Origin of the sequence: Microbacterium hydrocarbonoxydans, assembly GCF_900105205.1 — a bacterium.
GTDB classification, from domain to species: domain Bacteria; phylum Actinomycetota; class Actinomycetes; order Actinomycetales; family Microbacteriaceae; genus Microbacterium; species Microbacterium hydrocarbonoxydans.
In genome coordinates this window covers 2,821,678-2,846,947 of record NZ_FNSQ01000005.1, presented here as the reverse complement: position 1 = coordinate 2,846,947, position 25,270 = coordinate 2,821,678, and the positions used below count along the sequence as shown (strand labels likewise).

Sequence of the window (25,270 nt, the reverse complement as noted above, 5' to 3'; positions counted from 1 at the left end):
GCCCCCGCGAGTGGATCAACGGAATTCCGAGGTGCCCTCGTCGTACTGCTCGCCGAGGTTCTTGTTGGTCGTCTCCGCGTCCTGCGCTCCGGTGATCAGGCCCTGGAGCTCCTGCACGAGCACGTCGTAGAATCCGGGCGCGGGCCAGTCCGGGTAGAACGAGAGTCCGTCGGCGTCGAGCACGCCGTTGAACGTCTCGATCAGGGCCGCGCTCTTCTCATCGGTGATGTCGGCGGTGTCCGCGGCGACGGGGAGGCCGCCGTTGTTGCCGATGATCGCCTGGATCTCCGGCCGCATCGTGATGTCGATGAACTCGTAGGCGAGCTCTTTGTTCGCGGCGTTCTCGGGCACGACCCACAGGTTCCCCGAGGAGCCGAGCGAGAGATCGGCGCCGGGGAACGCGGTCATCGTCCAGTCGAAGCCGGTGGCCTCCGTGACGAAGCGGCCGAACCACCAGGAGCCCGACACGAAGATCGGCGAGGTGCCGTTGATGAAGGAGACACCGGCATCCTCGGCCTTGACCGACGAGACGTCCGAGGCGATGTAGCCCTTGTCGACGTACTCCTCGAGCGTCTCGGAGGCGGCGGTGACCTCGGGGCCCTGCCAGTCGACCTCGCCGTCGTACAGCTGGTACGAGTCGACGAAGCTGCGGTCGCCCTCGAGCAGGGCGAGCTGGTACCAGAGCTGTCCGAGCGGGTACTCGGCGCCGGCCTCGGCGAGCGGGGTGACACCCTGAGCGACGAACGCGTCGAGCACGTCGACGAACTCGTCGTACGTGGTCGGGATCTCCAAGCCGGCGGCGGCGAAGGCGTCCTGGTTGTAGTAGACGCCGACGAACTCACCGTAGTTGGGGACGCCGAACCAGGTGTCGCCGCCCATCACGCCGTCTTCCGAGTACTTCGCGGTGGTCTGGAGGGAGGGGGCGAGCTTCTCATCCCATCCGTACTCCGCGACAGCGTCGGAGATGTCGGAGATGAGTCCGGTCGAGGCGAGGAAGCCGGCCGTCGCGTTGCCCTTGTTGAACTCCATGAGGTCGGGCGCGGCATCGGTGTCGAGCACCTGGGACGCGGTCTTCTGGATCTGCTCGAAGGACTTCTCCTCGAACTCGACCGTCGCTCCGGTCTCCTCTTCGAAGATGTCGATCGCCTCGGCCCAGGCCTTGCCCATCGCACTGTCGGCGCCCTCGTAGTGCCAGAGCTTGAGGGTGTCGCCGTCGCCCCCCTCGTCGCCGGAGCCGGCGGTGCAGCCGCTCAGTGCGATCCCGGTCGCGGTGAGAGCGGCCAGAGCCGCCAACGTCTTCGTCCTGCGGGTCGTGCGTGCCATCGTCGGCACTCCTTTCTCGGTGGCCCAGGAGGGCCGGACACATCAGTGGGTCGGATGTTCAGTTGTGTGATCTGAATCGTCGAAGCGTTTCGACGAAGCGGACGCAGAAGCCGCCTGAGCCGTGGTCATTCCCGGGCGGGAGCGATCGAGCCGGCGGCGTGGTACTCGGGAGGGATGAGATGGATGCGGGCGCTCGCACCGGCGTTCTCCAGCTGCTGCAGTGCGAGTTCGACCGCGAGGTCGCAGGACTGCTGCGGGACGAGCGGGATGGTGTCGATCGGAACCGGCAGGGTCGAGGTGTCGAACGAGGCGGCTGCGGAGATCACCGAGACGTCCACGCCGACGGTCAGCCCGTGTGCGGCGATGCTCTCGAGCAGCGCCTCGTGGACGTCGCCGACGGCATGCACGATGAACGCGCAGTCGCCTCGTGCGAGTGCCCGCTCGGCCGCAGCTCGGACAGTGGCGGGCTCTGTGGTGGTGGCGCCGGTCGCGACCCACTCGAGCTCGACGTCCCGCTCGGAGCTGCGATCCTGCACTCCGCGCAGCAATCGCCGCGGGAAGTTCGACTTGCGGTACGCGACCTCGGTCTGACCGAGCAGCGTGACGGCGGTGTGTCCGGCGTCGGCGAGTCGATCCACGGCGAGACGACCGGCGGACTCGAAGTCGAGGTCGACGCAGGTCAGGTCGTGCGCATCGTCGGGGATGCCGACGAAGACCGTCGGGGTGCGCACCGACCGGGCGATGTCGGCCCGTTCGTCGTCCGGTGCGACGTCGAGCACGAGGATGGCGTCGACGAGGTTGCTCGCCGCCACCCGGTTCATTCCCTCGGAGGCCTGCTCATCGGTCAGCAGCAGGATGTCGTAGCCGCTGCGACGCGCGGCGACGGCGGTCGCGAGCACGAAGGCCATGTGGGTCGGCGCGTGCGTGTCGGCGCGCAACGGCTCGGTGAGAGCGAAGATGTTCGTGCGACGACCGGCCAGCATCCGGGCTCCGGCGTCCGGTTCGTAGCCGAGGGTCTGGACGGCTGCTTCGATGCGGAGACGGGTCTTCTCCGAGACGGGCCTCTTGCCGCTGAGCGCGTAGGAGACCGTGCTGATCGACACGCCGGCGGCAGCGGCCACCTGGTGGATCGTCGTCATGGGGGACTCCATCGTCACTGTCATCACATCGTCGAAGCGTTTCGCCGATGCTGCTGACAGCGATGATATGCACCCGAACGTGTCCCGCGCAAGGCTTTTGTGGTTGTCCGCAACAAATCCGTGACGATGGCACGACGATCGCGGTTCCCACCGGTCGACCGGACAGGGCGACGGGGCCTCGATGGGGGAGGGGATTCGAGACCCCGCCGCCGGTCTACGAAGTGATGCGGATCTGAGCGATGACCTCGGAGTACTCGGTCTCGCCGACCGGGGTGAACCCGACGCGGAGGAAGAAGGCCTCCGGTCCGTCCTCGCCGGCCTCGTAGATGACGTTGACATGATCGAACCCGCGCGTGCGCGCCTCGTCGATCAGCTGCTCCACGGCGAAGCGCCCGACACCCTTGCCCTGATCGTCGGCGTCGACGTTGATGCGCCACAGCACGGAGCGGAAGTGCTCCTCCGGGGCATCGGGGTCGAAGTTCGCACTGACGAAGCCGACGACCTGGTCGCCGTCGAGGACGACACGCTGCCAGGACGTCTGAGGATCGATGACGGTCGCTGCGATGCCGTAGGACACCGGAGCGAGGAACTGCTCCTGTCCGGGCTTGAGCGACATGTTGTTCACGGCGACGATCGTCGCAGCGGAGAGTTCGACCATGCGCAGTTCGGACATGTTCACAGGCTAACCCCTCCTGAGGCATCCCACCCACAAACGTCGACATTTGCCGCGAGAGGAGAGAGTCGCGGGGGGGTGGCAGGACGCCTCGACGGCGTCCTCGCCCACGCGCGACGGACCGCTCAGGTATCTTGGTATCGAGACAAATATGCCCTCGCGAACGGAGAACCTCCTGGTGACCGACGACGCCATCATCTACACGTACACGGACGAGGCTCCGGCACTCGCCACCGCCTCCTTCCTCCCGATCATCAAGGCCTTCACGGGGCAGGCGGGCATCGAGGTCGAGACCCGGGACATCTCGCTCGCCGGCCGCATCCTCGCCGCGTTCCCGCAGAAGCTCGCCCCGGAGCAGCAGGTCGGCGACGCGCTGGCCGAGCTCGGCGGTCTCGCCACGCTCCCCGAGGCGAACATCATCAAGCTCCCGAACATCTCGGCATCCATCCCGCAGCTCAAGGGAGCGATCGCGGAGTTGCAGGCGCAGGGATACGACATCCCCGACTTCCCCGACGAGCCGTCCTCCCTCGAGGACAAGGACATCAGGGCGCGCTATGACCGCATCAAGGGCTCCGCCGTGAACCCGGTACTCCGTGAGGGCAACAGCGACCGCCGTGCCCCTCTGGCCGTGAAGAACTACGCCAAGAAGCACCCGCACCGCAACAAGCCGTTCGCTCAGGGGTCGAAGACCCGCGTCGCGACGCTCGGTCACGACGACTTCAAGCACAACGAGCGTTCCTGGGTCGCAGCCCACGACGACGTCCTGAGCTTCCGGCACACCGCGGCCGACGGCACCGTCACGGTTTTGAAGGAGGGGCTGAAGGTTCTGCCGCGCGAGATCATCGACGCGACGTTCCTGTCGGCTGCGCACCTCGACGCCTTCCTCGCCGAGACGCTGGAGACGGCGAAGAACGACGACGTCCTCTACTCCGTGCACCTGAAGGCCACGATGATGAAGGTCAGCGACCCGATCATCTTCGGCCACGTCGTGCGCGTCTTCTTCAAGGACGTCTTCGCCCGATACGGCGACAAGCTCGCAGCGGCGGGCCTCAACCCGAACGACGGTCTCGGCTCGATCCTCGCGGGCCTCGGTTCCATCGCAGACGGCGCCGAGATCGCCGCGGCCTTCGACAAGGCCATCGCCGAGGGGCCCCGCCTCTCCTACGTGAACTCCGACAAGGGGACCACGAACCTCCACGTGCCCAGCGACGTGATCGTCGACGCCTCCATGCCCGCCCTCGTTCGCAACGGTGGCAAGCTGTGGGGCAAGGACGGCGGCGAGGCCGACACGCTCGCCGTGATCCCGGACTCCTCGTACGCGAGCGTCTACCAGGCCGTCATCGACGACGTGATCGCCAACGGTCCGCTCGACCCCGCGACCATCGGCACGGTGCCCAACGTGGGCCTCATGGCGCAGGCGGCCGAGGAGTACGGAAGCCACGACAAGACCTTCGAGATCTCAGCTCCCGGCATCGTCCAGGTCCTCGACAGCGAGGGGACGGTGCTGATCGAGCACGAGGTCGGCGCAGGAGACATCTGGCGTGCGACGCAGACCAAGCACATCCCGGTCATGGACTGGGTGAAGCTCGCGGTCTCCCGTGCTCGTGCGACCGGCGTCCCCGCGGTCTTCTGGCTCGATGCCAACCGATCGCACGACGCGCAGATCATCGCCAAGGTGCACCAGGGTCTCGCGACGTTGGACACGAAGGGCCTCACCATCACGATCCTCGCCCCCGAGGAGGCGACCCGGTACACGCTCGCGCGCATGCGCCACGGCCTCGACACCATCTCGGTGACGGGCAACGTGCTGCGTGACTACCTCACCGACCTGTTCCCGATCCTCGAGGTGGGTACCAGCGCCAAGATGCTCTCGATCGTGCCGCTGCTCGCCGGCGGAGGGCTGTTCGAGACCGGTGCAGGAGGCTCCGCGCCCAAGCACGTGCAGCAGCTCGTCGAGGAGAACTACCTGCGGTGGGATTCCCTTGGTGAGTTCTTCGCTCTGGCGGCGTCCCTCGAGCACTTCGCGGACCGCACGAGCAACGAGAAGGCACGGGTCCTCGCCGAGACGCTGGATGCGGCGACCGGCACGTTCCTGGAAGAGGACCGTTCGCCCGGTCGCGCCCTCGGCACGATCGACAACCGCGGCAGCCACTTCTACCTCGGGCTGTACTGGGCTCAGGAGCTCGCGGCGCAGACGAAGGATGCCGAGCTGGCAGCGGCGTTCGCTCCGATCGCGGCCACGCTCGCAGAGAACGAGGAGAAGATCGTCTCCGAGCTCAACGCGGTGCAGGGCAAGGCCGTCGAGATCGGCGGATACTACCGGCCGGACGACGCGCTGGTCACGGCCGTCATGCGTCCGTCCACGACGCTGAACGGCATCGTCGACGCGCTGAGCTGAGACACCGCAGCACGAAGAAGGGGCCGGATGCGCGAGCATCCGGCCCCTTCTTCGTGCTGCCTGCGCGCGGAGCGGGCCGCGACGCCGACAGCCGAGGATCAGTAGTGGACGGCCACCTCGAGGCCGACGGGCGACCACTCGTAGACGAAGCGGGCGACGTCGATCGGCATGTTCACGCATCCGTGGCTGCGCGGGTTGCCGAAGTCGTTGTGCCAGTAGGTGCCGTGGAACCCCTCGTCGCCGTTGAAGTACGTCACCCAGGGGACGTTCGGCGTCTCGGTGATCGAGCCGTCCGGCTCGCGGCTCTTCATGGTCTGCTCGCGCACGTGTGCGTAGACCGTAAAGTTGCCCGTATCCGTGGGCGTCGCGCTCTTGCCGGACGAGATCGCCCAGGATCGCACCACGGCGCCGTTCTCGTAGAGCGTGGCCGTCTGCCGGCTGAGGTTCACGTCGATCTTGCGCAGCAGGTTCACCGACTCGAACTTGGTCTCCGTGACCTCGATCGGGAAGACCCCTTCGCCGGCCTCGATCTTCGCGGCCGCATCGGCGGCCAGGTTCGTGGTGTCGCCGATCGCGCGGCCGTTGACCCCGGCCTTCTCGGTGCGCAGGATGTTGCCCGCCGAGTCGACGATGTTGGTGGCGTTGACCGGAGCGCGGTCGACGGAGGCCGCCAGAGTGTCCACGGTCGTCTGGATCGCGTCCTGGTCGGCGGTGATGCGCAGCTCGCCGTCGACGTCCTCGATGGTGAACCAGGTCGCGGCGACGGCGGGAGTGACGGGCACGGTGCGCTCGTCGCCGATGTAGAAGCCCATGGTGCCGAGCATGGTGTTCACGGACGTCATGACGGCCGTTGCTTCCTCATCGGTGACCGCGGGGGCAGCCTCTGCCGGTCCGCCGGGGAACTCCAACGTCTTGCCGCCGTCGGCGACGGTGTCGACGATCGCCGCGGTGAGAGCGTCCAGGTCGACGGCGGTTCCGGTCTCGGCCGGCGTGACGACGTACTTCGCGGTCTTCGCGTCGAAGACCACTCCGGCATCCACGGGGTCGACGAAGCTGGAGGGCACGGCATCGCGCAGTGCGGCATCCGCCTTCTCCGAGTCCAGGGCGATGTCTCCGGCGACCGGGTCGCCCATCCAGGACCCGAGGTTCCACAGCGGGCGCTCGGCGAACGCCTCGTCGGCGAGGCCGCGTGCGTCGATGGTGGCGCCGAGCTCGCTGCCCGTCAGCACGACGCCGTCGCCGGCACCGGTGAGGGTGACCTCGGTCTCGGCGACGTGCGCCTCGATGGCCTCGGCGGCAGCACCGGGTGTCAGCCAGCCGACCGGGATCCCGGCGACCGTGGTGCCGGGAGCGATGAGGATCATCGACGCCGCGGCGGCACCGAGCACGACGGCTCCGGCACCCAGACCGATCCACAGACCGAGACGCTTCTTCTTGGGCGCGGGTTCGATGGGCGCCCAGGCGAGCGGCTGGTCACCGCTGTCGGGCGGCAGGGAGTCGGTGGGTGCATCGCCGGCAGGCGCGACCGAATCGAGCTGTGCACCGGAGGCGGTCGCCTCGGTCAGCTTCTCGGTCTTCGCGTCCTGCGCTGAGATCAGATCGGTCACGAACATCACCCCCCGGTTTCTCACGTGTCCTTAGCGATATGCTACGCGATCGCAGGTAACGGGGAGGCAACGGTCCGGGCCGAGAGGCCCGCAGTCGAGAGTCAGTCCGTGACGACGGCGAGACCGTCGATCTCGACGAGCATCTCCTCGCGCGGCAGACCGGTGAAGACCGTCGTCCGCGAGGGCAGCACGCCGCTCGGCGTGTGGGCGGTGACGAAGGCGCCGTATGCCTCGTTCATGACGGCGAAGTCCTCGCGGGTGGTGAGGTAGACGCGCAGCATCACGACGTCGTCGAAGGTCGCGCCAGAGGCCTCGACGATCGCCTTGACGTTCTCGAGTGTCCGAGTGGTCTGCGCGGCGACATCGCCCGGGTGGAGGTACTCGTTGGTCTGGGGATCCACCGGCCCCTGACCGGAGATCTGGACGATGGGTCCCTTGCGGATCCCCTGCGAGAAGGTGTGGGCGGGGGCCGGGGCAGCGTCGGTCGAAACGCGGATCTTCGCAGTCATGCGACCAGCCTAGTAGCCTTGTTAGATGCCTCTACAAATCCCGGATCCTGTTCTCGGCGCCTGGACGAAGGGATTCCCGGCGCGCACTGCGGGGCTGCGACTGTCAGAGGTCGGATCGGCGGGGCTGCATCTGTCCGACCTCGTGACCCCCGTGCTGACGGTGCACGAGGCGGCGCTGGACCACAACGAATCGACGGTGTTCGACTGGGCGCGGAGAGAGGGAGTCCTGCTCGCACCGCACGGCAAGACCACGATGGCGCCCGCGCTCTGGCAGCGGCTGCTCGACGCCGGCGCATGGGGCATCTCGGTCGCGACACCGTGGCAGGCCGAGGTGGCGGTCGACGCGGGAGTCGCGGTCGTCCTCATCGCGAACGCGGTCACCGACCGTGCGGCGGCACGGCATCTCGGTGAACTCCTCGCTGCCGACCCCGCTCTGCGCATCCTCTGCTGGGCCGACTCCGTCGCCGCCGTCGGGATCCTCGCCGACGCGCTCGTCGAGGCCGAGCGTCCGCTCGACGTGCTCGTCGAGCTCGGTGGCGTCGGTGGACGCACGGGCGCCCGCACGCTCGAGGAGGGCGAGCTCATCGCAGCGGCCATCACCGCGGCGCCCGGGCTGCGGCTTGCGGGGGTCACGGGATACGAGGGGCCGTTCGGACCCGACCGCGGCGATGCTTCCGTGTCGGCTGTCGACGCGTACCTTCAGACGCTCGTCACCCTGCACGAGCGTCTGGACTACGAGTCGGGGCTCCGACCTGTCCTCAGCGCCGGTGGGAGCGCGTTCCCGGATCGCGCAGCCGCCGTCCTGTCGCCCCACCGGGACGAAGCCGACATCGTGCTGCGTTCAGGGGCGTTCCAGATCCACGACGACGGCTTCTACGCCCGCATGTCGCCGTTCGGGCCCCTGACATCGACCGATCCGCTGCGCTCTGCGATGCACGCCTGGTCGCGCGTCGTCTCGCAGCCGGAGCCAGGGCTCGCGCTCCTCGATGCGGGACGCAGGGATGTCCCGTTCGACCTCGACCTCCCGGTGCCGCAGACCGTCGCGGGGCGGATCACGGCGCTCAACGACCAGCACGCCTTCCTCGCCCTCGCCGACGGGTCATCCGTGGAGCCAGGTGACGTCGTGCGCCTCGGACTGTCGCACCCGTGCACGGCCTTCGACAAGTGGCGTGTGGTGGCGGTCATCGACGACCCCGATGCCGACGACCCTCGGGTCGTCGGGGCGGTGGCGACGTGCTTCTGAGCAGCGAGAAGACTGTCAGGGTCTACCGGGGAGCCACGGTCGTCGACGGCACCGGGGCCGAGCGCTTCACCGCGGACGTGGCCATCGAGGGTGCGAGGGTCGTCGCCGTGCTCCGCGAGGGAGACGCGCGTCGACTCGACCTGCCGGACGGCGCCGTCGAGATCGATGCGACAGGTCTCGTGCTCTCACCCGGTTTCATCGACATGCACGCGCACAGCGAGCTGGCGGTGCTGAGCGGCGCGGCGCACGACGCCAAGATCCGCCAAGGGGTCACCACCGAGGTTCTCGGGCAGGACGGTCTCGGCTACGCGCCCCTCGACGATGCGACCGCCGCCGTCATCCCTGCCCAGATCGCCGGGTGGAACGGCACGCCGGCTGCGGTGCCGTGGCGGTCGATGGATGATCTCCTCGCCGCGATCGACGCAGCCGCAGTGGCCAACGCCGCCGTGCTGGTGCCCCAGGGCAACCTGCGCATGATGGTCGTGGGGCACGAGGATCGGCCCGCCACCGTGGAGGAGGTCGCCGAGATGTGCGCGCTCCTGGGTGCGGCGATGGATGCCGGTGCCTTCGGGATGTCGAGCGGCCTGACCTATACGCCGGGGATGTACGCCGACACCGGGGAGCTCGAGATCCTCTGCCGGATCGTGGCCGAGCGCGGCGGGTACTGGGCGCCGCACACCCGCAGCTACGGCGGCGCCGCACTGGATGCCTACCGCGAGGCGCTCGACATCGGCCGGCGCACGGGCTGCCCGATCCATCTGACGCACGCGACGATGAACTTCGCTCCTAATCGCGGGCGGGCGGGGGAGCTCCTGGCGCTCGTGGACGACGCGATCAGCGACGGCGTGGACGTCACCCTCGACACCTATCCCTACCTGCCGGGGGCGACCACCCTCGCGGCGCTCCTGCCGAGCAGGCTCGCTGCGGGCGGAGACCTGCTGGGGGCGATCGCCGCTCTCGACGACGACGGTCGCGAAGCCGTACGGGTCGAGCTCGAGGAGGTCGGATGCGACGGCTTCCACGGGGAGCGCGCGGACTGGACGGCGATCGAGATCTCCGGCACGCGCTCGGCGCGGCTCGCTGGACTCGTCGGTCGGACCGTCGCCGAGATCGCCGCGTCGTCGGGGACGCGCGCGATCGACGTCGTGCTCGACACGATCCTCGAGGATGCCGGCGCGACGGGGATCCTCATGCACATCGGCGACGAGGACAACGTCAGGGCGATCATGCGTCATCCTCGCCACAGCGGGGGGAGTGACGGCATCCTCGTGGGCGCGAAGCCCCATCCGCGAGGGCGGGGGACTTTCCCGCGCTACCTCGGCCACTACGTGCGAGAGCTCGGTGTGCTCACTCTCGAAGAGGCGGTGCGCCATCTCGCCGGCACCCCGGCCGCGCGGCTGGGCCTCGACCGCGGAGATTCACCCCGCGGTGTGATCAGGGAGGGGGCCACCGCCGACCTTGTGCTGTTCGACCCCGGGTCGATCGATGCAGGCGCGACGTTCGAGTCGCCGCACGCCCCGCCGTCCGGCATCGCCGAGGTGCTGGTGGCGGGAGTGCCGGTGGTCCGGGGCGCAGACGTGACCGGGGCCGCCCCCGGACGGGCACTGCGGATGACCCCGCCCGCGCATCGCGCCACCGTGCCGTCGATCGACTCGACCATCGATCCCCTGGCGGGAGCGTTCGAGTGGTCGGTCCGCACCCCGGTCGTCGCCCCAGATGCGCTGGATGCCACTGCGGCGCGCCTGCGGTCCGGACATGTGCCGGACGACTCGGCGCCCGCGATCACGCTGAGCGTCGATGAGGCCCTTGCATCAGAGCCGTTCGCCGACGGCAGGGTCACCTCCGAGGCGTTCCGTCTTCGGGTCACGGCCGACGGAGTCGAGGTGATCGGCGCGAGCGAGGCCGGAGTGTTCCGCGGCGCGACGGTGCTGCGTCAGCTGCGGGAGCCCGGAGCGGAGCATGCGCGCATCCCGTCCGGGGTCTGGGAAGGGGCACCGGCTCACCGCTGGCGCGGCGTCATGCTCGATGTGGCGCGGCACTTCCGTCCCGTCGAGGACGTGCGCCGTCTGGTCGATCTGCTGGCCGATCACCATCTGTCGATCCTGCATCTGCATCTGACCGATGATCAGGGCTGGCGCTTCGCCGTGCCCGGCTTCCCGAGGCTCACCGAGATCGGCGCGCGTCGGGAGGCGACCCAGCTCGGACACGGTCCGCTCGCGACGGTGGAGCAGGGCGTGCACGAGGGGTACTACACGGATGTCGAGATCCGGGATCTCGTGGCGTACGCCGCTGAGCGGTTCGTCACGATCGTGCCCGAGGTCGAGCTGCCGGGACACATCCAGGCCGCGCTCGCCGCCTACCCGGAGCTCGGCAACACCGACCTGGGCGAGGCGCCGACCGCGCCGTGGGAGCGCTTCGGCGTGAACCCCCGCACGCTCGCACCGACCGAGGACGCCCTCGACTTCGGCCGCGCGGCGATCGACGCCCTGTGCGACCTGTTCGACTCCCCGTGGATCGGGATCGGCGGAGACGAGGTGCCCGTGACCGAATGGGAGCAGAGTGCCGCCGCCCGCCGGCGGATGCAGGAGCTCGGCCTCGCGACACCGCACGAGGTGCAGCCGTGGTTCACGGCTCGATTCGTGGAGCACGTGCGACGGCGGGGGCGTACCGCCCTCGCGTGGGACGAGGTCCTCGAGGGCGACGTGCCCGACGGCGTCGAGATCCTCGCGTGGAGAGGCCCCGTCGCGATGCAGGAGGCGCTGCGCCGCGGCATCCCGGTGATCGCGTGCCCCGACCTCGAGGTCTATCTCGACTACCCGCAGTCGGAGTCGGCGGAGGAGCCGATCAGGGTCGGGCCGCCGCTGTCGATCGAACGGGCATACACGCTACGAGTCCCGGAGGGCGCGGCCGGCGGCCAGGCGAACGTCTGGACGGAGCATCTGCCGACTCGCGACCGCGTCGACTTCGCCGTGTTCCCGCGTCTGGCGGCGATCGCCGAGCGGCTGTGGGAGGGCGGAGAGGCGCCGCCGTTCGACGGGTTCGCGCTTCGTCTGCCGGTGCATCTGCAAAGGCTCGCCGAATCAGGGGTGCGGTATCGTCCTCTCGACGGTCCGACGCCCGTGCAGAGGCGTCAGGGGGTCCCGGGAAAGCCGCTGACGCGGCAGGCCAGGGAGGAGATCGTCGAGGGTCTCGTCGCCCGTCTGCGAGACCGTGCGCGAGGCGCCGACGGGGCGCACTCAGCGTAATGTAACGTTTCCGTAACCCTCCCTGTGCTACACGGAGCGGGGGTTGCACAATTTTTGTTCGTAAGGTCTACTAACAAACATGTCCGTTTCGGGTGAATCACGTCCATCGACGTCGTCAGACTACGTCGGTGCGAACGCCCACGCCTTCGGCCCCGGACGCCATCTGCGCTCCCGTTCGAAGGTCCTTCCCGAGCACGCGCGCGGGCACAACCGGGCATTGGTGCTGCAGACCCTGTACCACTCGGGGGCGATGAGCCGCGCCGATCTGTCGAGGGAGACCGGACTGACCCGTGTCACCATCTCCGATCTGGTCGCCGAGTTCATCGCCGACGGCATCGTCATCGAGATGGGCGTGCGTGAGACCGTCGGACCGGGCAAGCCGCCGATCCTCATCGACATCGACCGCGTCGGTCACCAGATCATCGGGCTCGACCTCTCGGGACCGCATGCCTTCGTCGGCGCACTGCTCAGTCTCGACGGCGACGTGCTGGAGCGTCGGGAGGTCCCGCGCCCCGAGTCCGCGGACGGAGACGCAGCCTATGCTGCGACGCTGGAGCTCGCGCGCGCACTCGCCGATACGGCGACCCAGCCGATCCTCGGGGTCGGCATCGGCACGCCCGGCGTCGTCCGTCCGGACGGCGTGGTGCTCAGCTCGCCCAACCTGGGGTGGAGCAACCTGCCTCTCGAGGCGAAGCTGGGGATCGAACTGGACCTTCCCGTCCTCGTCCGCAACGACGCCAACGCTGCCGTGCTCGCCGAGTACACCTTCGGCGAGGCCAAGGCCGACTTCATGCTGATCAAGATCGGTCGTGGTGTCGGAGCAGGAGTCATCACCGGCAGCCAGCCGCTGCTCGGCAGCCGGTTCGCGGCGGGGGAGATCGGTCACGTCGTCGTCGGAACCGACGGCGGGCCCCGGTGCGCGTGCGGCAAGGACGGCTGCCTCGAGGCCTGGCTCACCGAGACCCGCCTGCGCCCCGAGATCGACGCGGCGCCCGGATCGCGCGACGAGATCCTGAGGGATGCCGGCACCAGGATGGCGATCGCGATCGCCCCGATCGTCGCAGCCCTCGACCTCTCCGAAGTCGTCCTCTCCGGACCCGGGGACCTGCTCGACGGAGTGTTCGTCGATGCTGCTGTGGAGACACTGCACGCACGCACACTCGAGGGCGTCTTCGAGGACGCGCTGATCCGACGGACGCTCCAGGAGGACATCGTCCTGCGCGGCGCCGCGGTGATGGTCCTGTCCAGCCAGCTGGGCGTGTCGTGACCCGCGCTGCAGCCCCGATGATGAGCAGGAGCGACATCCGATGACGGATGCCATCGACGCCGACCTCGCCGGTCGGCAGATTCGAGTGGGTCTGGATGTCGGCGGCACCAAGATCGACGCCGTCGCCGTGTCGCGCTCCGGGGAGATCCTGGCACGGCTGCGCCGCCCCACCGGATGGGGCGAGGACGCGGTCATCGTCAGCATCCTCGACACCGTCGACGCGCTGTCTGACGAGGGCGGATTCGATCGCTCCGACATCGAGTCGGTCGGAGTCGGGATCCCCGGGCTCGTCGATGCCGAATCCGGGCGAGTGCTGCACGCGGTGAACCTCGGCGTCGAGTCGCTCGACCTGGCCGGCCTTGTCGGCGGCCGTCTCGGCACACCGGTGCGCGTCGAGAACGACGTGAAGGCGGCGGCCCTCGGGGCAGCCGTGCTCCGAGGCATTGTCGGCTCCATGGCGTACCTGAACCTCGGCACCGGGGTGGCGGCGGGGATCGTCGTCGACGGCACGATCTGGCGCGGCTCTCGAGGCACCGCCGGCGAGGTCGGACACCTCTCTGTCGATCCGAACGGGCGGCTGTGCGGATGCGGCCAACGCGGCTGCATCGAGACCTTCTGCGGCGGGGGAGCCCTGGCGAGGGCCTGGGGGCGTCCTGGTGCGCTGCCTGTGCGGGACATCCTCGATGCCGCAGATGCCGGCGACGAGCGTGCGGGCGAACTCCGCACCGACCTCTTCCACGGCGCCGCGGCGGCCGTTCGTGCGCTGGTGCTCTCGGCCGACGTCGAACGTGTGATCATCGGCGGTGGGCTCACCTCGCTCGGCGACCGGCTGATCGTGGGCGTGCGGTCCGCTCTCGCAGCGGAGGCTGCCGCCTCGCCGTTCATGCGCTCGCTGCACCTGGATGACAGAATCGAACTGCTCCCCGCCGGCTCGCCGGCCGCCGCGTTCGGCGCGGCGATCGTGGGCGCCACCACCCCCTCCAAGGAGATCGTTTCCCATGGCTGAAGTCGTCATCGTCCAGAACGCGGAAGCGGCTGGTGCGCTCGTCGCCGCCGAGATCGCCGAGCTGATCGACGCTCGTCCGGACGCCGTGCTGGGTCTCGCGACCGGCTCCACGCCGCTGCCGGTCTATCAGGCGCTCCGCGCACGGCTCGAGGGACGGGATGTCTCGCAGGTGCGTGGATTCGCCCTCGACGAGTATGTCGGGCTCGACCCCGCCCACCCCGAGAGCTACCGTTCGGTGATCACCCGCGAGGTCGTCGAGCCGCTCGGACTCGACCCGCGCCGCATTCATGTGCCCAACGGCGCAGAGGCGACCATCCAGCACGCCGGCGACGACTACGAGTCGGCCATCGACGCGGCTGGAGGGGTCGACCTGCAGATCCTCGGGATCGGCACCGACGGACACATCGGCTTCAACGAGCCCGGTTCGTCGTTCGCATCGCGCACAAGGGTGAAGACCCTCACCGAGCAGACGCGCGAGGACAACGCGCGCTTCTTCGACTCGATCGGCGACGTGCCCAGGCACTGCATCACCCAGGGGCTCGGAACGATCCTGCGGGCGCGTCACCTCGTGCTGCTGGCCTTCGGGGAGGGCAAGGCACAGGCGGTGGCGGATGCCGTCGAGGGGCCGCTCTCGGCGATCCTGCCCGGATCGGCCATCCAGCTGCATCCGCATGCGACCGTCGTCGTCGATGAGGCGGCGGCATCGCGCCTCCGCCTCGCGGACTACTACCGGTACACCTTCGCCAACAAGCCCTCCTGGCAGGGCATCTGACGCTGCGCGGTCAGCGCGTCGTCGGCCAGGCGAGCGGCAGCAGGTGCTCGACGCTGAGCGGTGCGAGCGGCAGCGTCTCGGCGTCGGCCGGCGTGATCCACCGGAGCTCGGCGAGTTCTGCCTGGGCTGCCACCTCGGCTGCGGCGATGGACACGGAGAACGCCTCCGCGATCACACGGTGACCCGGCTCGTTCGCTGCGGCTGACACGAAGGTCCCGAGGTGCACGAGGTCGCCCTCGTCGAGGCGCAGACCGAGTTCTTCGTGCAGCTCCCTTACGAGCGTCTGCGCGGGTGTCTCTCCTGGCTCCGGCTTGCCTCCCGGCTGCATGAAGCGCGTCGTGCCCTTCTTGCGGACGACGAGGACCCTGCCGGCATCGTCGACGATCACCGCGGCGCTGACGTGGATGTCAGGCATCGACGGCGAAGACCTTGCCGGGGTTGAGGATGCCGAGCGGATCGAACACGCGTGTGATCTGCCGCTGCAGCTCCCACTGATCGTCGCCCAGCTCGTCAGCCAGCCAGCGGCTCTTGAGCGTGCCGATGCCGTGCTCGCCGGTCAGCGTCCCGCCGAGCGCGATCGCGGCGCGGAAGAGCTCGTCGGCGGCCGCCCAGACCTGGGCGGGAGGCTCGGAACCCTCGAAGATGAAGTTCGGGTGCAGGTTGCCGTCACCCGCGTGCGCGACCGTCGGGATGGTCATCGAGTAGGCCTTCTCGATGCGGGCGATCTCGTCGAACATCGCGGGCATCGCACTGCGGGGCACCGACACGTCCTCGATCAGAGTGGTACCGAGGGCTGACATCGCCGGGTGCATAGCGCGACGGATCGCGAGCAGCCGCTCGCCCTCCTCGCGGTCGTGGGAGACCTGCGGCACGCCGTGATGCGCGGCGAGAATGGTCGCGATCGTGGTCGCCTCCGCGACGGAGGCCGGGCCGTCGGTCTGGATCGTCAGCTGCGCGCTCCCCGGTGTCGGGGCTGGCAGCTGGAGCAGCGCGGCGACGGCGGCGAGGCTCGCGGAGTCCATCAGCTCCATGATGGCGGGCTGGATGCCGGAGGCGGTCACCGCGGCAGAGGCCGCTGCGGCGGCACGGACGTCGGGGAACGTCGCGGCGATCGTGCAGGTCGTGCCCTCGACGAGTCTGCGCAGCTTGAGGGTGGCGCCGACGACGACGCCGAGTGTCCCCTCGGAGCCGATCACCAGCGAGGTGAGGTCGAGTCCGGTCACGCCCTTGACGCTGCGGTGGCCGAGATGCAGCAGTCGGCCGTCGGCGAGCACGAGGTCGACGCCGAGCACGGCATCTCTGACGACGCCGTACTTCGCGCACAGCAGTCCGCCTGCGCCCGTGGCGATGTTGCCGCCGACGGTCGAGATCGCCCGGCTGGCCGGGTCCGGTGCCCACCAGAGCCCGTGCGCGGCGAGCACGTCGTTGAGCTCGGCGTTCAGGATGCCGGGTTCGACCACCGCGAGGAGGTCATCGGCGCGGATCTCGCGGATCGCCGTCATGCGGCGGGTGGAGAGCACGATCTCGCCCTCTCCGCCGTTCGCGGCGCCGGCGAGACCGGTGCCCGCCCCTCGCACGACGACCGGCGTGCGAGTCTCGGTGGCGATGCGCATGACGGTCTGGACGTGTTCGACGGTCTCGGCGTGGATGACGGCGATCGGGCGCCCCGGCGCCGCGTGGCCGGACTGGTCCGCGCGTGCGTCGTCGAGGGATGCGGCGTCGGTGTCGACGAGGTCGCCGAGGGCGGAGACGAGGAGGTCGAGGGCGGCGGTCATGCGATCCGGCGCCGTCCGCTCACCACGCCCGTTCCGACGGCGACCACGGCGAAGGCGGTGCCGACGACCGGCTGGTCCATCAGCCACCAGGCGATCGTGACGCCGACGTAGATGAGGAGCTCGACGGCCGCGCGCAGGAACGGGTGCAGCCGCAGCACGGGGCGGGGGGAGAGGAACAGCGCCCACACCAGGATCACGACGACCGGGGCGCCGATGCCGAGGACGACGTTCCACGGGAAGGGCCACGTGGCGAAGCCCCACAGCGCGAGCGAGCCGACGGCTGTGACCAGGACGATCGAGCGCACGATGTCGAGCGCGGTGATGTTCGGGCGGTCGACGCCGGGGACGGTGGCGGAATCCTGGGGCATACCCCCAGTCTATTCGCCGCGGTGACCGGTCAGAGTGCCGGGACGGTCTCGTCGACGACCGCGACTGTCTGGTCGGCGACAGCCTTCTGCGCGGGTGCGGTCACGGGCTCCTCCACGGGAGCGGGCGCCTCGACCGGCGCGGGCTCCGCGGCCGGTGCGGGCTCCGTGACGGGAGCGGGTTCGGCGACCGGAGCCGGTTCGACCGCGGGTGCGGGCTCCTCCGTGACCGGCGCAGGAGCCTCGGCGGGCGCAGCAGGGGGAGCCTCTTCGACAGGGGCGACCTCCGCCGGAGCGAGTGATGCCTGATCGGCGGGTGCGGCAACGCTCTGTGCGTCGTCGAGCGTGAGGAGACAGAGGGCGCCCGGATCGAATCCGCCCAGGTCGCGCAGCGTCACACTTGTCGAGGGGCCGACCCTGTCGCCGGCGACGTAGAAGAACTCCACGGTCGCGTTCTCGCAGATCTGCTGGAGCGACGGGCGGAGGTCGATCTCTCCGTATCCGACCGACGGGTCGTCGCGGTGCGGCGAGAGCGTCGTCGTGCCGTTTCCGCCCGTGCCTCCGCCGATCGTCGTGCTCACCACAGAGCCGACGATTCCGGCGACCGGGACGACGTAGTGGGTGGTCACGATGTTGTCGAGGTCGATGATGAACGTGACGTCTGCGCCGCCTACCGAAGGCGTGCCCGCCGGGAGCCCGCCGCCGTTCTCGCCCTCTCCGGGGTTCTCCCCTCCGGGGTTCTCTCCTCCGGGGTTTTCCCCTCCGGGGTTCTCTCCTCCGGGGTTCTCTCCTCCGGGGTTTTCCCCTCCGGGGTTCTCTCCTCCGGGGTTTTCCCCTCCGGGGTTCTCTCCTCCGGGGTTCTCTCCTCCGGGCTCACCGTCTCCGGGATCGGTCGGGTCGACGGGCGGAGCCGGGGTCACCGGGTCGACCGGGATCACGGGAGGAGCAAGAGCGGGCGCCGTGTCTTCGGCGGGCTGCGGAGTGATGGGAGCCTCTACCGGCGGCTCGACGAGTTCGTCGGCGTCGTCGTCGGAGTCCTCGATCAGCACCGTCTTCTCATCGGACGACATCGAATCGTCCGGTCCGACGTCCGCGCTGATCGCCGAGGAGTCGGTGTCGCCCGCGCTCGGCAAGGATGCTGCGGGGTTCGCTCCGGCGAGACCGGGGATGATGGTGGACGCGGCCACCACACCGGCGACGACCAGTGCAGCCGAGCCGGCACCGACGAGTGCGCCGACACCGCTCAGGAATCCGCCACCGGATGCCGCTCCGCCTGCCGTCCCTGCTCCACCTGTCGTCGCTCCCGCGCCACCGGCTCCGGCCGAACCGCCGGTACCGGTGGATCCACCGGCGGGCCCGCTTCCGCCGGCGACGACCGCACCCTGGGTGATGGTCGACGGCATGGCAGCGAGTGCCACGATCGGAGTCCCGCCGCCCTGCAGGGCGGCCAGGTATCCGGCAGACCCTGAGACGCCGAGCACCAGAGGGAGAAGGACGAGGGCGAGCCGCTTCGAGACGTCTTTCGCTTCGGCGGCGACGATCATGCAGCGTGCGCAGTCTTCGAGGTGCTGCTCGAGGCGCTTGTGGTCGCGGGTGCTCAGGTTGCCTCGCGAGTAGGCACCGAGGTGCTCGATGGTCCACTGGCAGTCCGACCCCGGTTCTGCGCTGCGCAGGTGAGCCTGGATCCATGCTTCGCGCAGACCCTCTCGGGCGCGGAAGGCGAGCTGCGATACCGCGCCGGCCTTCATGCCGAGCAGGGTCGCGGCCTCCTGGGGCTTCATCTGCTCGATCTCGGTGTACCAGAGCACCTCCTGCCAGCGGGAGGGGAGGCTGCGGAACGCCTGCGCCGTGAGGCTGCGATCAAGCGCCTCGTTCGCGGCCTGCTCCGTGCTGTCGGGGTCCGCCACGGTGTCGAGCTCATCGATCGCCGTGTCGCGTCGCGAACGGCCCCAGGCGGCCGCGGTGTTGCGGATGCTGGTGAACAGGTAGGCGCGGAACGAGCCGTTGGGCCCGCCGCCCTTGATGATGGCCTGGTAGATCCGGGTGTACGACTCCTGCACGAGGTCGTCGGGATCGATCGACGAGGTGATGGACCGGGCCACGGACATGCCGGAGGGATAGTGCCGCCTCCAGAGTTCACCGAACGCCGCTGCGTCACCCGAGCGGGTGCGCAGTACGAGATCGGCGTCGGCGATCGACTCGTCGTGCGAAGTGCTGTCGTGGTCCACTGTCATCCATCTGTCGCGGAGCGCGAATGCGCCTCCACATGAAGAGACGCGTGAACCCCATTTTCATCACGCGCCTGTTCCATTCTCTCTCCAATCTCCCAGCGTCGCCACCCCTGGTGAGAATCCGTGCAGAGATCGGTCTGCGCAGAGAAATGGCCGGTCATGGCCGAATCGATCATCCTGGTCGAACATTCTCGAAAAAAATCTGAGAAGTCGCGTAATGAATCGGGATCCTCTTCGTCTCATCCATAGAGACAGCCATGGGGCTCCACCGGGGGGCGGGGTCCTGGCGCTGGTGCAAGGGGTAAGTGCACCGGCATGGCGGGTCGGGCGCCTCGGGGGAGGAGTGCTCGACCCGCCAGCTCTCGACAAGGGGGAATCGTGATGGGGCCGCCGATCTGGGGAACGGCGGCCCCTCACCCATCCGAACCGGAGTGCGCAGAGCTGCGCGTCGTCGCGCGTAGCGCAGGACCGTGCGGGTCAGTGCCGGCCGTCCACCCACACGCGCGCGACGTGCAGCTGCGCGTCGAGCAGCACGGCGTCGCCGACGTGCCCGACGGTGAGGCGTCCGAACCTGTCGCCCACACCGATCGCATCCGCAGGCGTCTCGGTGAGCGCGCGAACAGCGTCGGCCAGTGCCACGCCCGCATCGACAGCGCGCCGGAGCGCCAGGTCTTGAGTGAGGGTCGATCCCGCGATCGACCCCGTGTCGTCCGCTCGCGCGATCCCGCCCTCGACTGTCACGCTGACGGCGCCGAGGTCGTAGTGACCGTCTGCGCTGCCCGCTGCGGCCATCGCATCCGTGATGAGTGCGACCCGGCCTGGCGCCGAATCGAAGACGAGCTTGATCACGTGCGGATCGAGGTGCACGTTGTCCGCGATCACCTCCAGGACCACGCGGTGATCGGCTGCGGCGGCCAGCACAGGACCCGGCGCACGATGATGGATGCCGGGCATCGCATTGAACGCGTGCGTGAGCAGTGTGGCTCCGGCCTCGAACGCCTGGACGGCGAGTCCGGCATCCGCGCTCGTGTGCCCGACGGCGGCCACCGCGCCCGATTCCACGATCAGTCGGACCGCGTCGAGGCCGCCGGGGAGCTCGGGGGCGAGCGTGACCTGCCTGATCGTGCCGCGACCCGCACCGAGCAGTCGCGTCACGTCATCGGCCGCGGGGTGCCGCAGCAGCGTCGGCTCGTGCGCGCCGTGATGGGCGGGGTCCAGGAACGGGCCCTCGAGGTGGGAACCGAGGATGTCGGTGTCCGTCTCCGTGAGATCCGCGATGTCGGCGACTCGGCGCGCCAGGTCGTCGAGCGGAGCAGTGACGAGGGAGACGACCGCGCGCGTGGTGCCGTGCTGCCGGTGCAGCGCCCGCGCTGTGCGGATCGCCTCGACGCCGTCATCGAAGGACGCCCCCGCGCCGCCGTGCCCGTGGATGTCGACGAAGCCCGCAGTGAGTACGGCGCCTGGGCCGGCGAGTGCCGCAGCATCCACCACCTCATCGGCAGCTGCCCAGGTGCCTCCGGTGCCGCGGTCGACGATGATGCCGTGCTCGATGCGTACCCAGGCGTCCGGCACGACCACGCCGCCGTCGACGAGCCGGACCGAGTGGATGACGAGCGAGCCGCTCGCCGCGGGATCGGATGTCATCGCTCGCTCCAGGGGATCTCTGCTGCGGGGTGGAAGTCGACCCGACCAGCCTTCCACAGCGGAGCGAGGGAGCCGAGCCGCTCGCGGAACGATACCCACTCGCGTCCAGCCCCCTCGCGCGGCGACCAGCCGATCTCGGCCTGCGCCGCCGCTCGGGGGAAGACCAGCTGCTCGACCTCGCCGAAGGTGCGGGTGGTCTCGCTCCACAGCGGGGCCTCGATCCCGAGGATCGCACTCTCCGGGACATCGAGGATCGAGGTGGGCTCCCACTCGTAGGCCGTGCGGACATCGATGACCCCGGCCCAGGTGAGCCCGAGCGGGAAGTCGGCGTCGTACTTCATGTCGAGGTAGGCGACGTCTGCCGCCGACATGATCAGCGCGCCACCGCGCTCGACGAAGTGAGCGGCCTCTGCAGCGTGCGTGCCCTCCGGCGTCGTCTTGCCCCAGTACTGCCCGATCGTGCCCTCGGCGATGTCCTTCGCCGCACCGACCTCATGCCAGGCGAGCGGGATCTTGCCCTCCTCGACGACGATCGCCGTCGCACGCTCGACGAAGAGGTCGAAGTCGTCCTGCGGGGTGCCGAGGGACTCATCCCCGCCGATGTGGATGTAGGGGCCGGGAGTCATCTCGGCGAGTTCGCGGACGACATCCCGCACGAACTCGTAGGTACGCTCCTCGTGGATGCGGACGCTGGAGTGCCCCACGCCCCAGCCGAGATACGGCTCACCGGCGACCGGAAGCGGCTGGCCGAGACGCGCCGATTCGGAGAGCAGACCGTCGTTCATGACGGGTTCCTCGACGAGCTCCGGGTAGGCGACGCCGATCGCGTGCGTGTGCCCGGGCAGGTCGATCTCGGGGATCACCACCATGTGCCTCTCGGCCGCGTACGCGACGATCTCGCGGTAGTCGTCTTTGGTGTAGAAACCGCCGCGGTCGCCGAGCGACGCGGTCGATGAGGCGAGCTCGGTGAGCTTCGGCCACGAGTCGATCTGGATGCGCCAGCCCTGGTCGTCGCTCAGGTGCAGATGCAGGTGGTTGAACTTCAGTGCGCTCGTGCTGTCGATGAACTTCTTCACCTCGTCGACGTCGAAGAAGTGGCGGGTCACGTCGAGCATCACGCCGCGTCGGCCGAAGCGCGGGGAGTCGGAGATCTCGGCGCGGAGCAGGCCCCATCCGTCGTCGTCCTCGCGCAGCAGCTGCAGCAGCGTCTGCACGCCGTAGAAGAGACCGGCCTCGTCGGCACCGGCGATGTCGACCGTCTCGTCGATCGTGAGTGCGTAGCTCTCCGGGCCGCCCACCGACGGGTCGAGGCGCAGCGCGATCTCGCTCGACCGGTCAGGGCTCGGCTGGTCGGGGGAGGCCGAGAGGCGGATGCCGCTGCGCTGCGCGACCGCCTCGATCAGGTGAGTCGTCAGCCGAGCGTCGCCGCTGACGCGCGTGGCTTCCGAGACCGGCATCCGGCCCTCTCCGGCGATGGCCGAGGAGGGCAGGGGAACGAGGGGCAGTGAATGGGGAAGGACCATGAACAAAACCTACCCTGCGGACGGTCGGGAGCACAGGGAAATCCGCTATGCTCGTAACCGTCGCGACTGGCGTCTGGGTGGACTACCACCGGGGAGCGACTGACCACGGACTTCGACCGCGCGCCTGGGCCGATAGGTACACCCTTCGAATCCGTTGTCAGAGGAGCAAGTCATGACCGACCGTTACTTCAACGCCCCACTCTCCGAGGTCGATCCCGAGATCGCGCAGGTCCTGGATCGCGAACTGAAGCGTCAGCAGACGTTCCTCGAGATGATCGCCTCCGAGAACTTCGTCCCGGTGTCGGTGCTGCAGTCGCAGGGCTCCGTGCTGACGAACAAGTACGCCGAGGGCTACCCGGGTCGTCGCTACTACGGCGGCTGCGAAGAGGTCGACGTCGCGGAAGAGCTCGCGATCCAGCGCGCCAAGGACCTGTTCGGCTCCGAGTTCGCCAACGTTCAGCCGCACTCGGGAGCATCCGCCAATGCCGCCGTGCTGCACGCGATCGCCCGCCCGGGAGACACGCTGCTCGGCCTCGCTCTCGACCAGGGCGGCCACCTGACCCACGGCATGAAGATCAACTTCTCCGGTCGCCTCTACGACATCGTCGCCTACGGCGTTGACCCCGAGACCTCGACGATCGACATGGACGAGGTGCGTCGCCTCGCGGTCGAGCACAAGCCCAAGGTCATCATCGCCGGCTGGTCGGCCTACCCCCGCACGCTCGACTTCGCTGCGTTCCGTGCCATCGCCGACGAGGTGGGCGCGCTGCTCTGGGTCGACATGGCGCACTTCGCCGGTCTCGTCGCTGCGGGTCTGCACCCGAACCCGGTGCCGCACGCGCACGTCGTCTCCTCGACCGTGCACAAGACGATCGGCGGCCCGCGTTCGGGCTTCATCCTCACGAACGACGCCGACCTCGCCAAGAAGATCAACACGGCTGTCTTCCCAGGACAGCAGGGCGGCCCCCTCATGCACGTGATCGCCGCGAAGGCGACCGCGTTCAAGCTGGCCGGCACCCCCGAGTTCAAGGAGCGCCAGGAGCGGACGCTGCGCGGAGCATCCATCCTCGCCGAGCGCCTCTCCCAGCAGGACGTGCAGGATGCCGGCATCGGCGTGCGCTCCGGCGGCACCGACGTGCACCTGGTGCTCGTCGACCTGCGCGACGCCGAGATCGACGGCAAGCAGGCTGAAGACCTGCTGCACGACATCCACATCACCGTGAACCGCAACGCGGTGCCGAACGACCCGCGTCCGCCGATGGTCACCTCGGGTCTGCGCATCGGAACGCCGGCACTCGCGACGCGTGGCTTCGGCGACGCCGAGTTCACCGAGGTCGCCGACGTGATCGCGCTCGCCCTGCTCCCCGGCGCCGACGTCGAGGCGCTCCGTGCCCGTGTCGACGCGCTCGCCGCAGGCTTCCCGCTCTACCCGGACCTGCAGCAGTGACCGCGAAGATCCTCGACGGCAAGGCGGCGTCGGCCGCGATCAAGGCCGAGCTGACCGAGCGCGTCGCCGCGCTGAAGGCGAAGGGCATCGTGCCGGGGATCGCCACGGTGCTCGTCGGCGCCGACCCGGCATCCCAGCTCTACGTCGGGATGAAGCACCGTCAGTCCGAGGCGATCGGGATGAACTCGATCCAGCGCGAGCTGCCGGCCGATGCCACGCAGGCCGACGTCGAGGCGTTGATCGACGAGCTCAACGCCGATCCGGACTGCCACGGCTACATCGTCCAGCTGCCGCTGCCGAAGCACATCGACACCGACGCGATCCTCGAGCGGATCGACCCGGCGAAGGACGCAGACGGCCTGCACCCGACCAACCTCGGGCGGCTCGTGCTCAACGTCAACAGCCCGATCCATACCCCGTTGCCCTGCACGCCGCGCGGTGTGATCGAGCTGCTGCTGCGCAACGACTACGACCTCAAGGGCAAGCATGTCGTGGTCGTCGGGCGCGGTGTCACGATCGGCCGCTCCATCGGCCTGCTGCTCACGCGGCGCGACCTGAACGCGACCGTCACGCTGACCCACACCGGTACCGTCGACATGCCGCGCTACCTGCGCGAGGCCGACGTGATCGTGGCGGCAGCGGGCGTCAAGCACCTCATCCGCGCCGAGGACGTCAAGCCGGGAGCCGCCGTGCTCGACGTGGGCGTCACCCGCGAGGCCGATCCCGAGTCCGGGAAGAACCTGGTATTCGGCGACGTGCATCCGGATGTCGCCGAGGTCGCCGGCTGGGTCTCGCCGAATCCCGGCGGAGTCGGGCCCATGACCGTCGCCCTGCTGATGACCAACGTCGTCGAGGCGGCCGAACGACTCGTCTGACCCGGTCCCGGCCGTTCGGGGTGGATCTCGGTCCCGGTCCCGATCTGCACACCTTGTCCCGGGTGGATCCGGTCCCGATCTGCACACCTTGTCCCGGTCTGCACACCTTTCGCCCCATTTCGTGCGCGGAACGGGACAGTGTGTGCGGATCGGGACGGGGTGTGGTCAGCCGGGTGTGCGAGACGGGACGGGATGGGTCGGGTCGGAACGGGGCAACGTGTGCGGGAC

19 protein-coding genes and 1 riboswitch are annotated in these 25,270 nt (G+C 69.3%); of the genes, 8 read left to right on the top strand and 11 right to left on the bottom strand.

Features of this window, described 5'->3' with window-relative positions; genetic code table 11:
* Positions 1 to 15: 15 nt before the first annotated feature.
* The 3 genes from BLW44_RS14020 to BLW44_RS14010 form a co-directional block, all read right to left on the bottom strand.
* Positions 16 to 1,323: an ABC transporter substrate-binding protein gene (locus BLW44_RS14020; RefSeq protein ID WP_060927974.1), complete on the bottom strand. Its 1,308-nt coding sequence runs from the start codon at positions 1,321 to 1,323 to the stop codon at positions 16 to 18.
* Between the two features lie 125 nt (positions 1,324 to 1,448).
* Positions 1,449 to 2,462: a LacI family DNA-binding transcriptional regulator gene (locus BLW44_RS14015; protein WP_060927975.1), complete on the bottom strand. Its 1,014-nt coding sequence runs from the start codon at positions 2,460 to 2,462 to the stop codon at positions 1,449 to 1,451.
* A 214-nt stretch (positions 2,463 to 2,676) separates the two neighbouring features.
* On the bottom strand, positions 2,677 to 3,135 hold the full coding sequence (locus BLW44_RS14010) for a GNAT family N-acetyltransferase (RefSeq protein WP_060927976.1): 459 nt from the start codon (positions 3,133 to 3,135) through the stop codon (positions 2,677 to 2,679).
* A gap of 178 nt (positions 3,136 to 3,313) precedes the next feature.
* On the opposite strand from BLW44_RS14010, the gene BLW44_RS14005 reads away from it, so the two are divergent.
* Positions 3,314 to 5,533 (top strand): NADP-dependent isocitrate dehydrogenase, encoded by a 2,220-nt coding sequence (locus BLW44_RS14005; protein WP_060927987.1) that lies wholly within the window; start codon positions 3,314 to 3,316, stop codon positions 5,531 to 5,533.
* Between the two features lie 98 nt (positions 5,534 to 5,631).
* Here BLW44_RS14005 and BLW44_RS14000 read toward each other — a convergent pair whose 3' ends face one another.
* Together BLW44_RS14000 and BLW44_RS13995 are read right to left on the bottom strand one after the other, a co-directional pair.
* Entirely contained in the window at positions 5,632 to 7,146 is a 1,515-nt protein-coding gene (locus BLW44_RS14000) for a L,D-transpeptidase family protein (protein ID WP_139305351.1), read from the bottom strand.
* Between the two features lie 95 nt (positions 7,147 to 7,241).
* The gene (locus BLW44_RS13995; RefSeq protein ID WP_060927978.1) at positions 7,242 to 7,649 is read right to left on the bottom strand and encodes a RidA family protein; all 408 of its coding nucleotides are present in this window, start codon (positions 7,647 to 7,649) and stop codon (positions 7,242 to 7,244) included.
* Positions 7,650 to 7,674: 25 nt separating this feature from the next.
* Here BLW44_RS13995 and BLW44_RS13990 point away from each other — a divergent pair, with 25 nt between their 5' ends.
* From BLW44_RS13990 to nagB, 5 genes are all read left to right on the top strand, one after another.
* A complete protein-coding gene (locus BLW44_RS13990; protein WP_082724606.1) occupies positions 7,675 to 8,892 on the top strand; it encodes an alanine racemase in 1,218 nt (405 codons plus the stop codon).
* Positions 8,883 to 12,137, top strand: a complete 3,255-nt coding sequence (locus BLW44_RS13985) for a family 20 glycosylhydrolase (protein ID WP_060927980.1) — start codon at positions 8,883 to 8,885, stop codon at positions 12,135 to 12,137. Before BLW44_RS13990 ends, BLW44_RS13985 begins: the two co-directional genes overlap by 10 nt.
* A 79-nt stretch (positions 12,138 to 12,216) precedes the next feature.
* A complete protein-coding gene (locus BLW44_RS13980; protein WP_060927981.1) occupies positions 12,217 to 13,404 on the top strand; it encodes an ROK family transcriptional regulator in 1,188 nt (395 codons plus the stop codon).
* A 40-nt stretch (positions 13,405 to 13,444) separates the two neighbouring features.
* On the top strand, positions 13,445 to 14,410 hold the full coding sequence (locus BLW44_RS13975; RefSeq protein ID WP_174521376.1) for an ROK family protein: 966 nt from the start codon (positions 13,445 to 13,447) through the stop codon (positions 14,408 to 14,410).
* Entirely contained in the window at positions 14,403 to 15,182 is a 780-nt protein-coding gene (gene nagB / locus BLW44_RS13970) for a glucosamine-6-phosphate deaminase (RefSeq protein WP_060927982.1), read from the top strand. The genes BLW44_RS13975 and nagB overlap by 8 nt, the downstream gene beginning before the upstream one ends.
* A 10-nt stretch (positions 15,183 to 15,192) precedes the next feature.
* Here the strand turns inward: nagB and BLW44_RS13965 are convergent, their stop codons facing one another.
* The 6 genes from BLW44_RS13965 to BLW44_RS13940 all read right to left on the bottom strand — a co-directional run bounded on the left by BLW44_RS13965 (position 15,193) and on the right by BLW44_RS13940 (position 22,720).
* Complete coding sequence (locus tag BLW44_RS13965) at positions 15,193 to 15,597, bottom strand: NUDIX hydrolase (RefSeq protein ID WP_060927983.1); 405 nt, start codon at positions 15,595 to 15,597, stop codon at positions 15,193 to 15,195.
* The gene (locus tag BLW44_RS13960; RefSeq protein WP_060927984.1) at positions 15,590 to 16,957 is read right to left on the bottom strand and encodes an FAD-binding oxidoreductase; all 1,368 of its coding nucleotides are present in this window, start codon (positions 16,955 to 16,957) and stop codon (positions 15,590 to 15,592) included. The genes BLW44_RS13965 and BLW44_RS13960 overlap by 8 nt, the downstream gene beginning before the upstream one ends.
* Positions 16,954 to 17,325 carry a YrdB family protein gene (locus BLW44_RS13955; protein ID WP_060927985.1) on the bottom strand — a complete coding sequence of 124 codons (372 nt, stop codon included), beginning with the start codon at positions 17,323 to 17,325 and terminating at the stop codon, positions 16,954 to 16,956. Before BLW44_RS13955 ends, BLW44_RS13960 begins: the two co-directional genes overlap by 4 nt.
* Positions 17,326 to 17,354: 29 nt before the next feature.
* A complete protein-coding gene (locus tag BLW44_RS13950) occupies positions 17,355 to 19,550 on the bottom strand; it encodes a sigma-70 family RNA polymerase sigma factor (protein WP_074731844.1) in 2,196 nt (731 codons plus the stop codon).
* Positions 19,551 to 20,030: 480 nt separating this feature from the next.
* The gene (gene nagA / locus BLW44_RS13945) at positions 20,031 to 21,197 is read right to left on the bottom strand and encodes an N-acetylglucosamine-6-phosphate deacetylase (RefSeq protein ID WP_060928306.1); all 1,167 of its coding nucleotides are present in this window, start codon (positions 21,195 to 21,197) and stop codon (positions 20,031 to 20,033) included.
* Entirely contained in the window at positions 21,194 to 22,720 is a 1,527-nt protein-coding gene (locus tag BLW44_RS13940; protein ID WP_074731842.1) for a family 20 glycosylhydrolase, read from the bottom strand. Before BLW44_RS13940 ends, nagA begins: the two co-directional genes overlap by 4 nt.
* A gap of 52 nt (positions 22,721 to 22,772) precedes the next feature.
* Positions 22,773 to 22,857: riboswitch (ZMP/ZTP riboswitch) on the top strand.
* 35 nt (positions 22,858 to 22,892) lie between these two features.
* Here BLW44_RS13940 and glyA point away from each other — a divergent pair.
* Positions 22,893 to 24,167, top strand: a complete 1,275-nt coding sequence (gene glyA, locus BLW44_RS13935) for a serine hydroxymethyltransferase (protein WP_060928304.1) — start codon at positions 22,893 to 22,895, stop codon at positions 24,165 to 24,167.
* The gene (locus BLW44_RS13930; protein ID WP_060928303.1) at positions 24,164 to 25,042 is read left to right on the top strand and encodes a bifunctional methylenetetrahydrofolate dehydrogenase/methenyltetrahydrofolate cyclohydrolase; all 879 of its coding nucleotides are present in this window, start codon (positions 24,164 to 24,166) and stop codon (positions 25,040 to 25,042) included. Before glyA ends, BLW44_RS13930 begins: the two co-directional genes overlap by 4 nt.
* The last annotated feature ends 228 nt before the right edge of the window (positions 25,043 to 25,270 follow it).

Excerpts from the sequence above, each read along its gene's own strand:
- BLW44_RS13940 (WP_074731842.1), bottom strand. The coding sequence starts at position 22,720 with ATGGTCCTTCCCCATTCACTGCCCCTCGTTCCCCTGCCCTCCTCGGCC.
- BLW44_RS13990 (WP_082724606.1), top strand. The coding sequence starts at position 7,675 with ATGCCTCTACAAATCCCGGATCCTGTTCTCGGCGCCTGGACGAAGGGA.
- nagA (WP_060928306.1), bottom strand. The coding sequence starts at position 21,197 with ATGACATCCGATCCCGCGGCGAGCGGCTCGCTCGTCATCCACTCGGTC.
- BLW44_RS14010 (WP_060927976.1), bottom strand. The coding sequence starts at position 3,135 with ATGTCCGAACTGCGCATGGTCGAACTCTCCGCTGCGACGATCGTCGCC.
- BLW44_RS14015 (WP_060927975.1), bottom strand. The coding sequence starts at position 2,462 with ATGACGACGATCCACCAGGTGGCCGCTGCCGCCGGCGTGTCGATCAGC.
- BLW44_RS13995 (WP_060927978.1), bottom strand. The coding sequence starts at position 7,649 with ATGACTGCGAAGATCCGCGTTTCGACCGACGCTGCCCCGGCCCCCGCC.
- BLW44_RS13965 (WP_060927983.1), bottom strand. The coding sequence starts at position 15,597 with ATGCCTGACATCCACGTCAGCGCCGCGGTGATCGTCGACGATGCCGGC.
- BLW44_RS14000 (WP_139305351.1), bottom strand. The coding sequence starts at position 7,146 with ATGTTCGTGACCGATCTGATCTCAGCGCAGGACGCGAAGACCGAGAAG.
- nagB (WP_060927982.1), top strand. The coding sequence starts at position 14,403 with ATGGCTGAAGTCGTCATCGTCCAGAACGCGGAAGCGGCTGGTGCGCTC.
- BLW44_RS13980 (WP_060927981.1), top strand. The coding sequence starts at position 12,217 with ATGTCCGTTTCGGGTGAATCACGTCCATCGACGTCGTCAGACTACGTC.
- BLW44_RS13955 (WP_060927985.1), bottom strand. The coding sequence starts at position 17,325 with ATGCCCCAGGATTCCGCCACCGTCCCCGGCGTCGACCGCCCGAACATC.
- glyA (WP_060928304.1), top strand. The coding sequence starts at position 22,893 with ATGACCGACCGTTACTTCAACGCCCCACTCTCCGAGGTCGATCCCGAG.
- BLW44_RS13960 (WP_060927984.1), bottom strand. The coding sequence starts at position 16,957 with ATGACCGCCGCCCTCGACCTCCTCGTCTCCGCCCTCGGCGACCTCGTC.
- BLW44_RS14020 (WP_060927974.1), bottom strand. The coding sequence starts at position 1,323 with ATGGCACGCACGACCCGCAGGACGAAGACGTTGGCGGCTCTGGCCGCT.
- BLW44_RS13975 (WP_174521376.1), top strand. The coding sequence starts at position 13,445 with ATGACGGATGCCATCGACGCCGACCTCGCCGGTCGGCAGATTCGAGTG.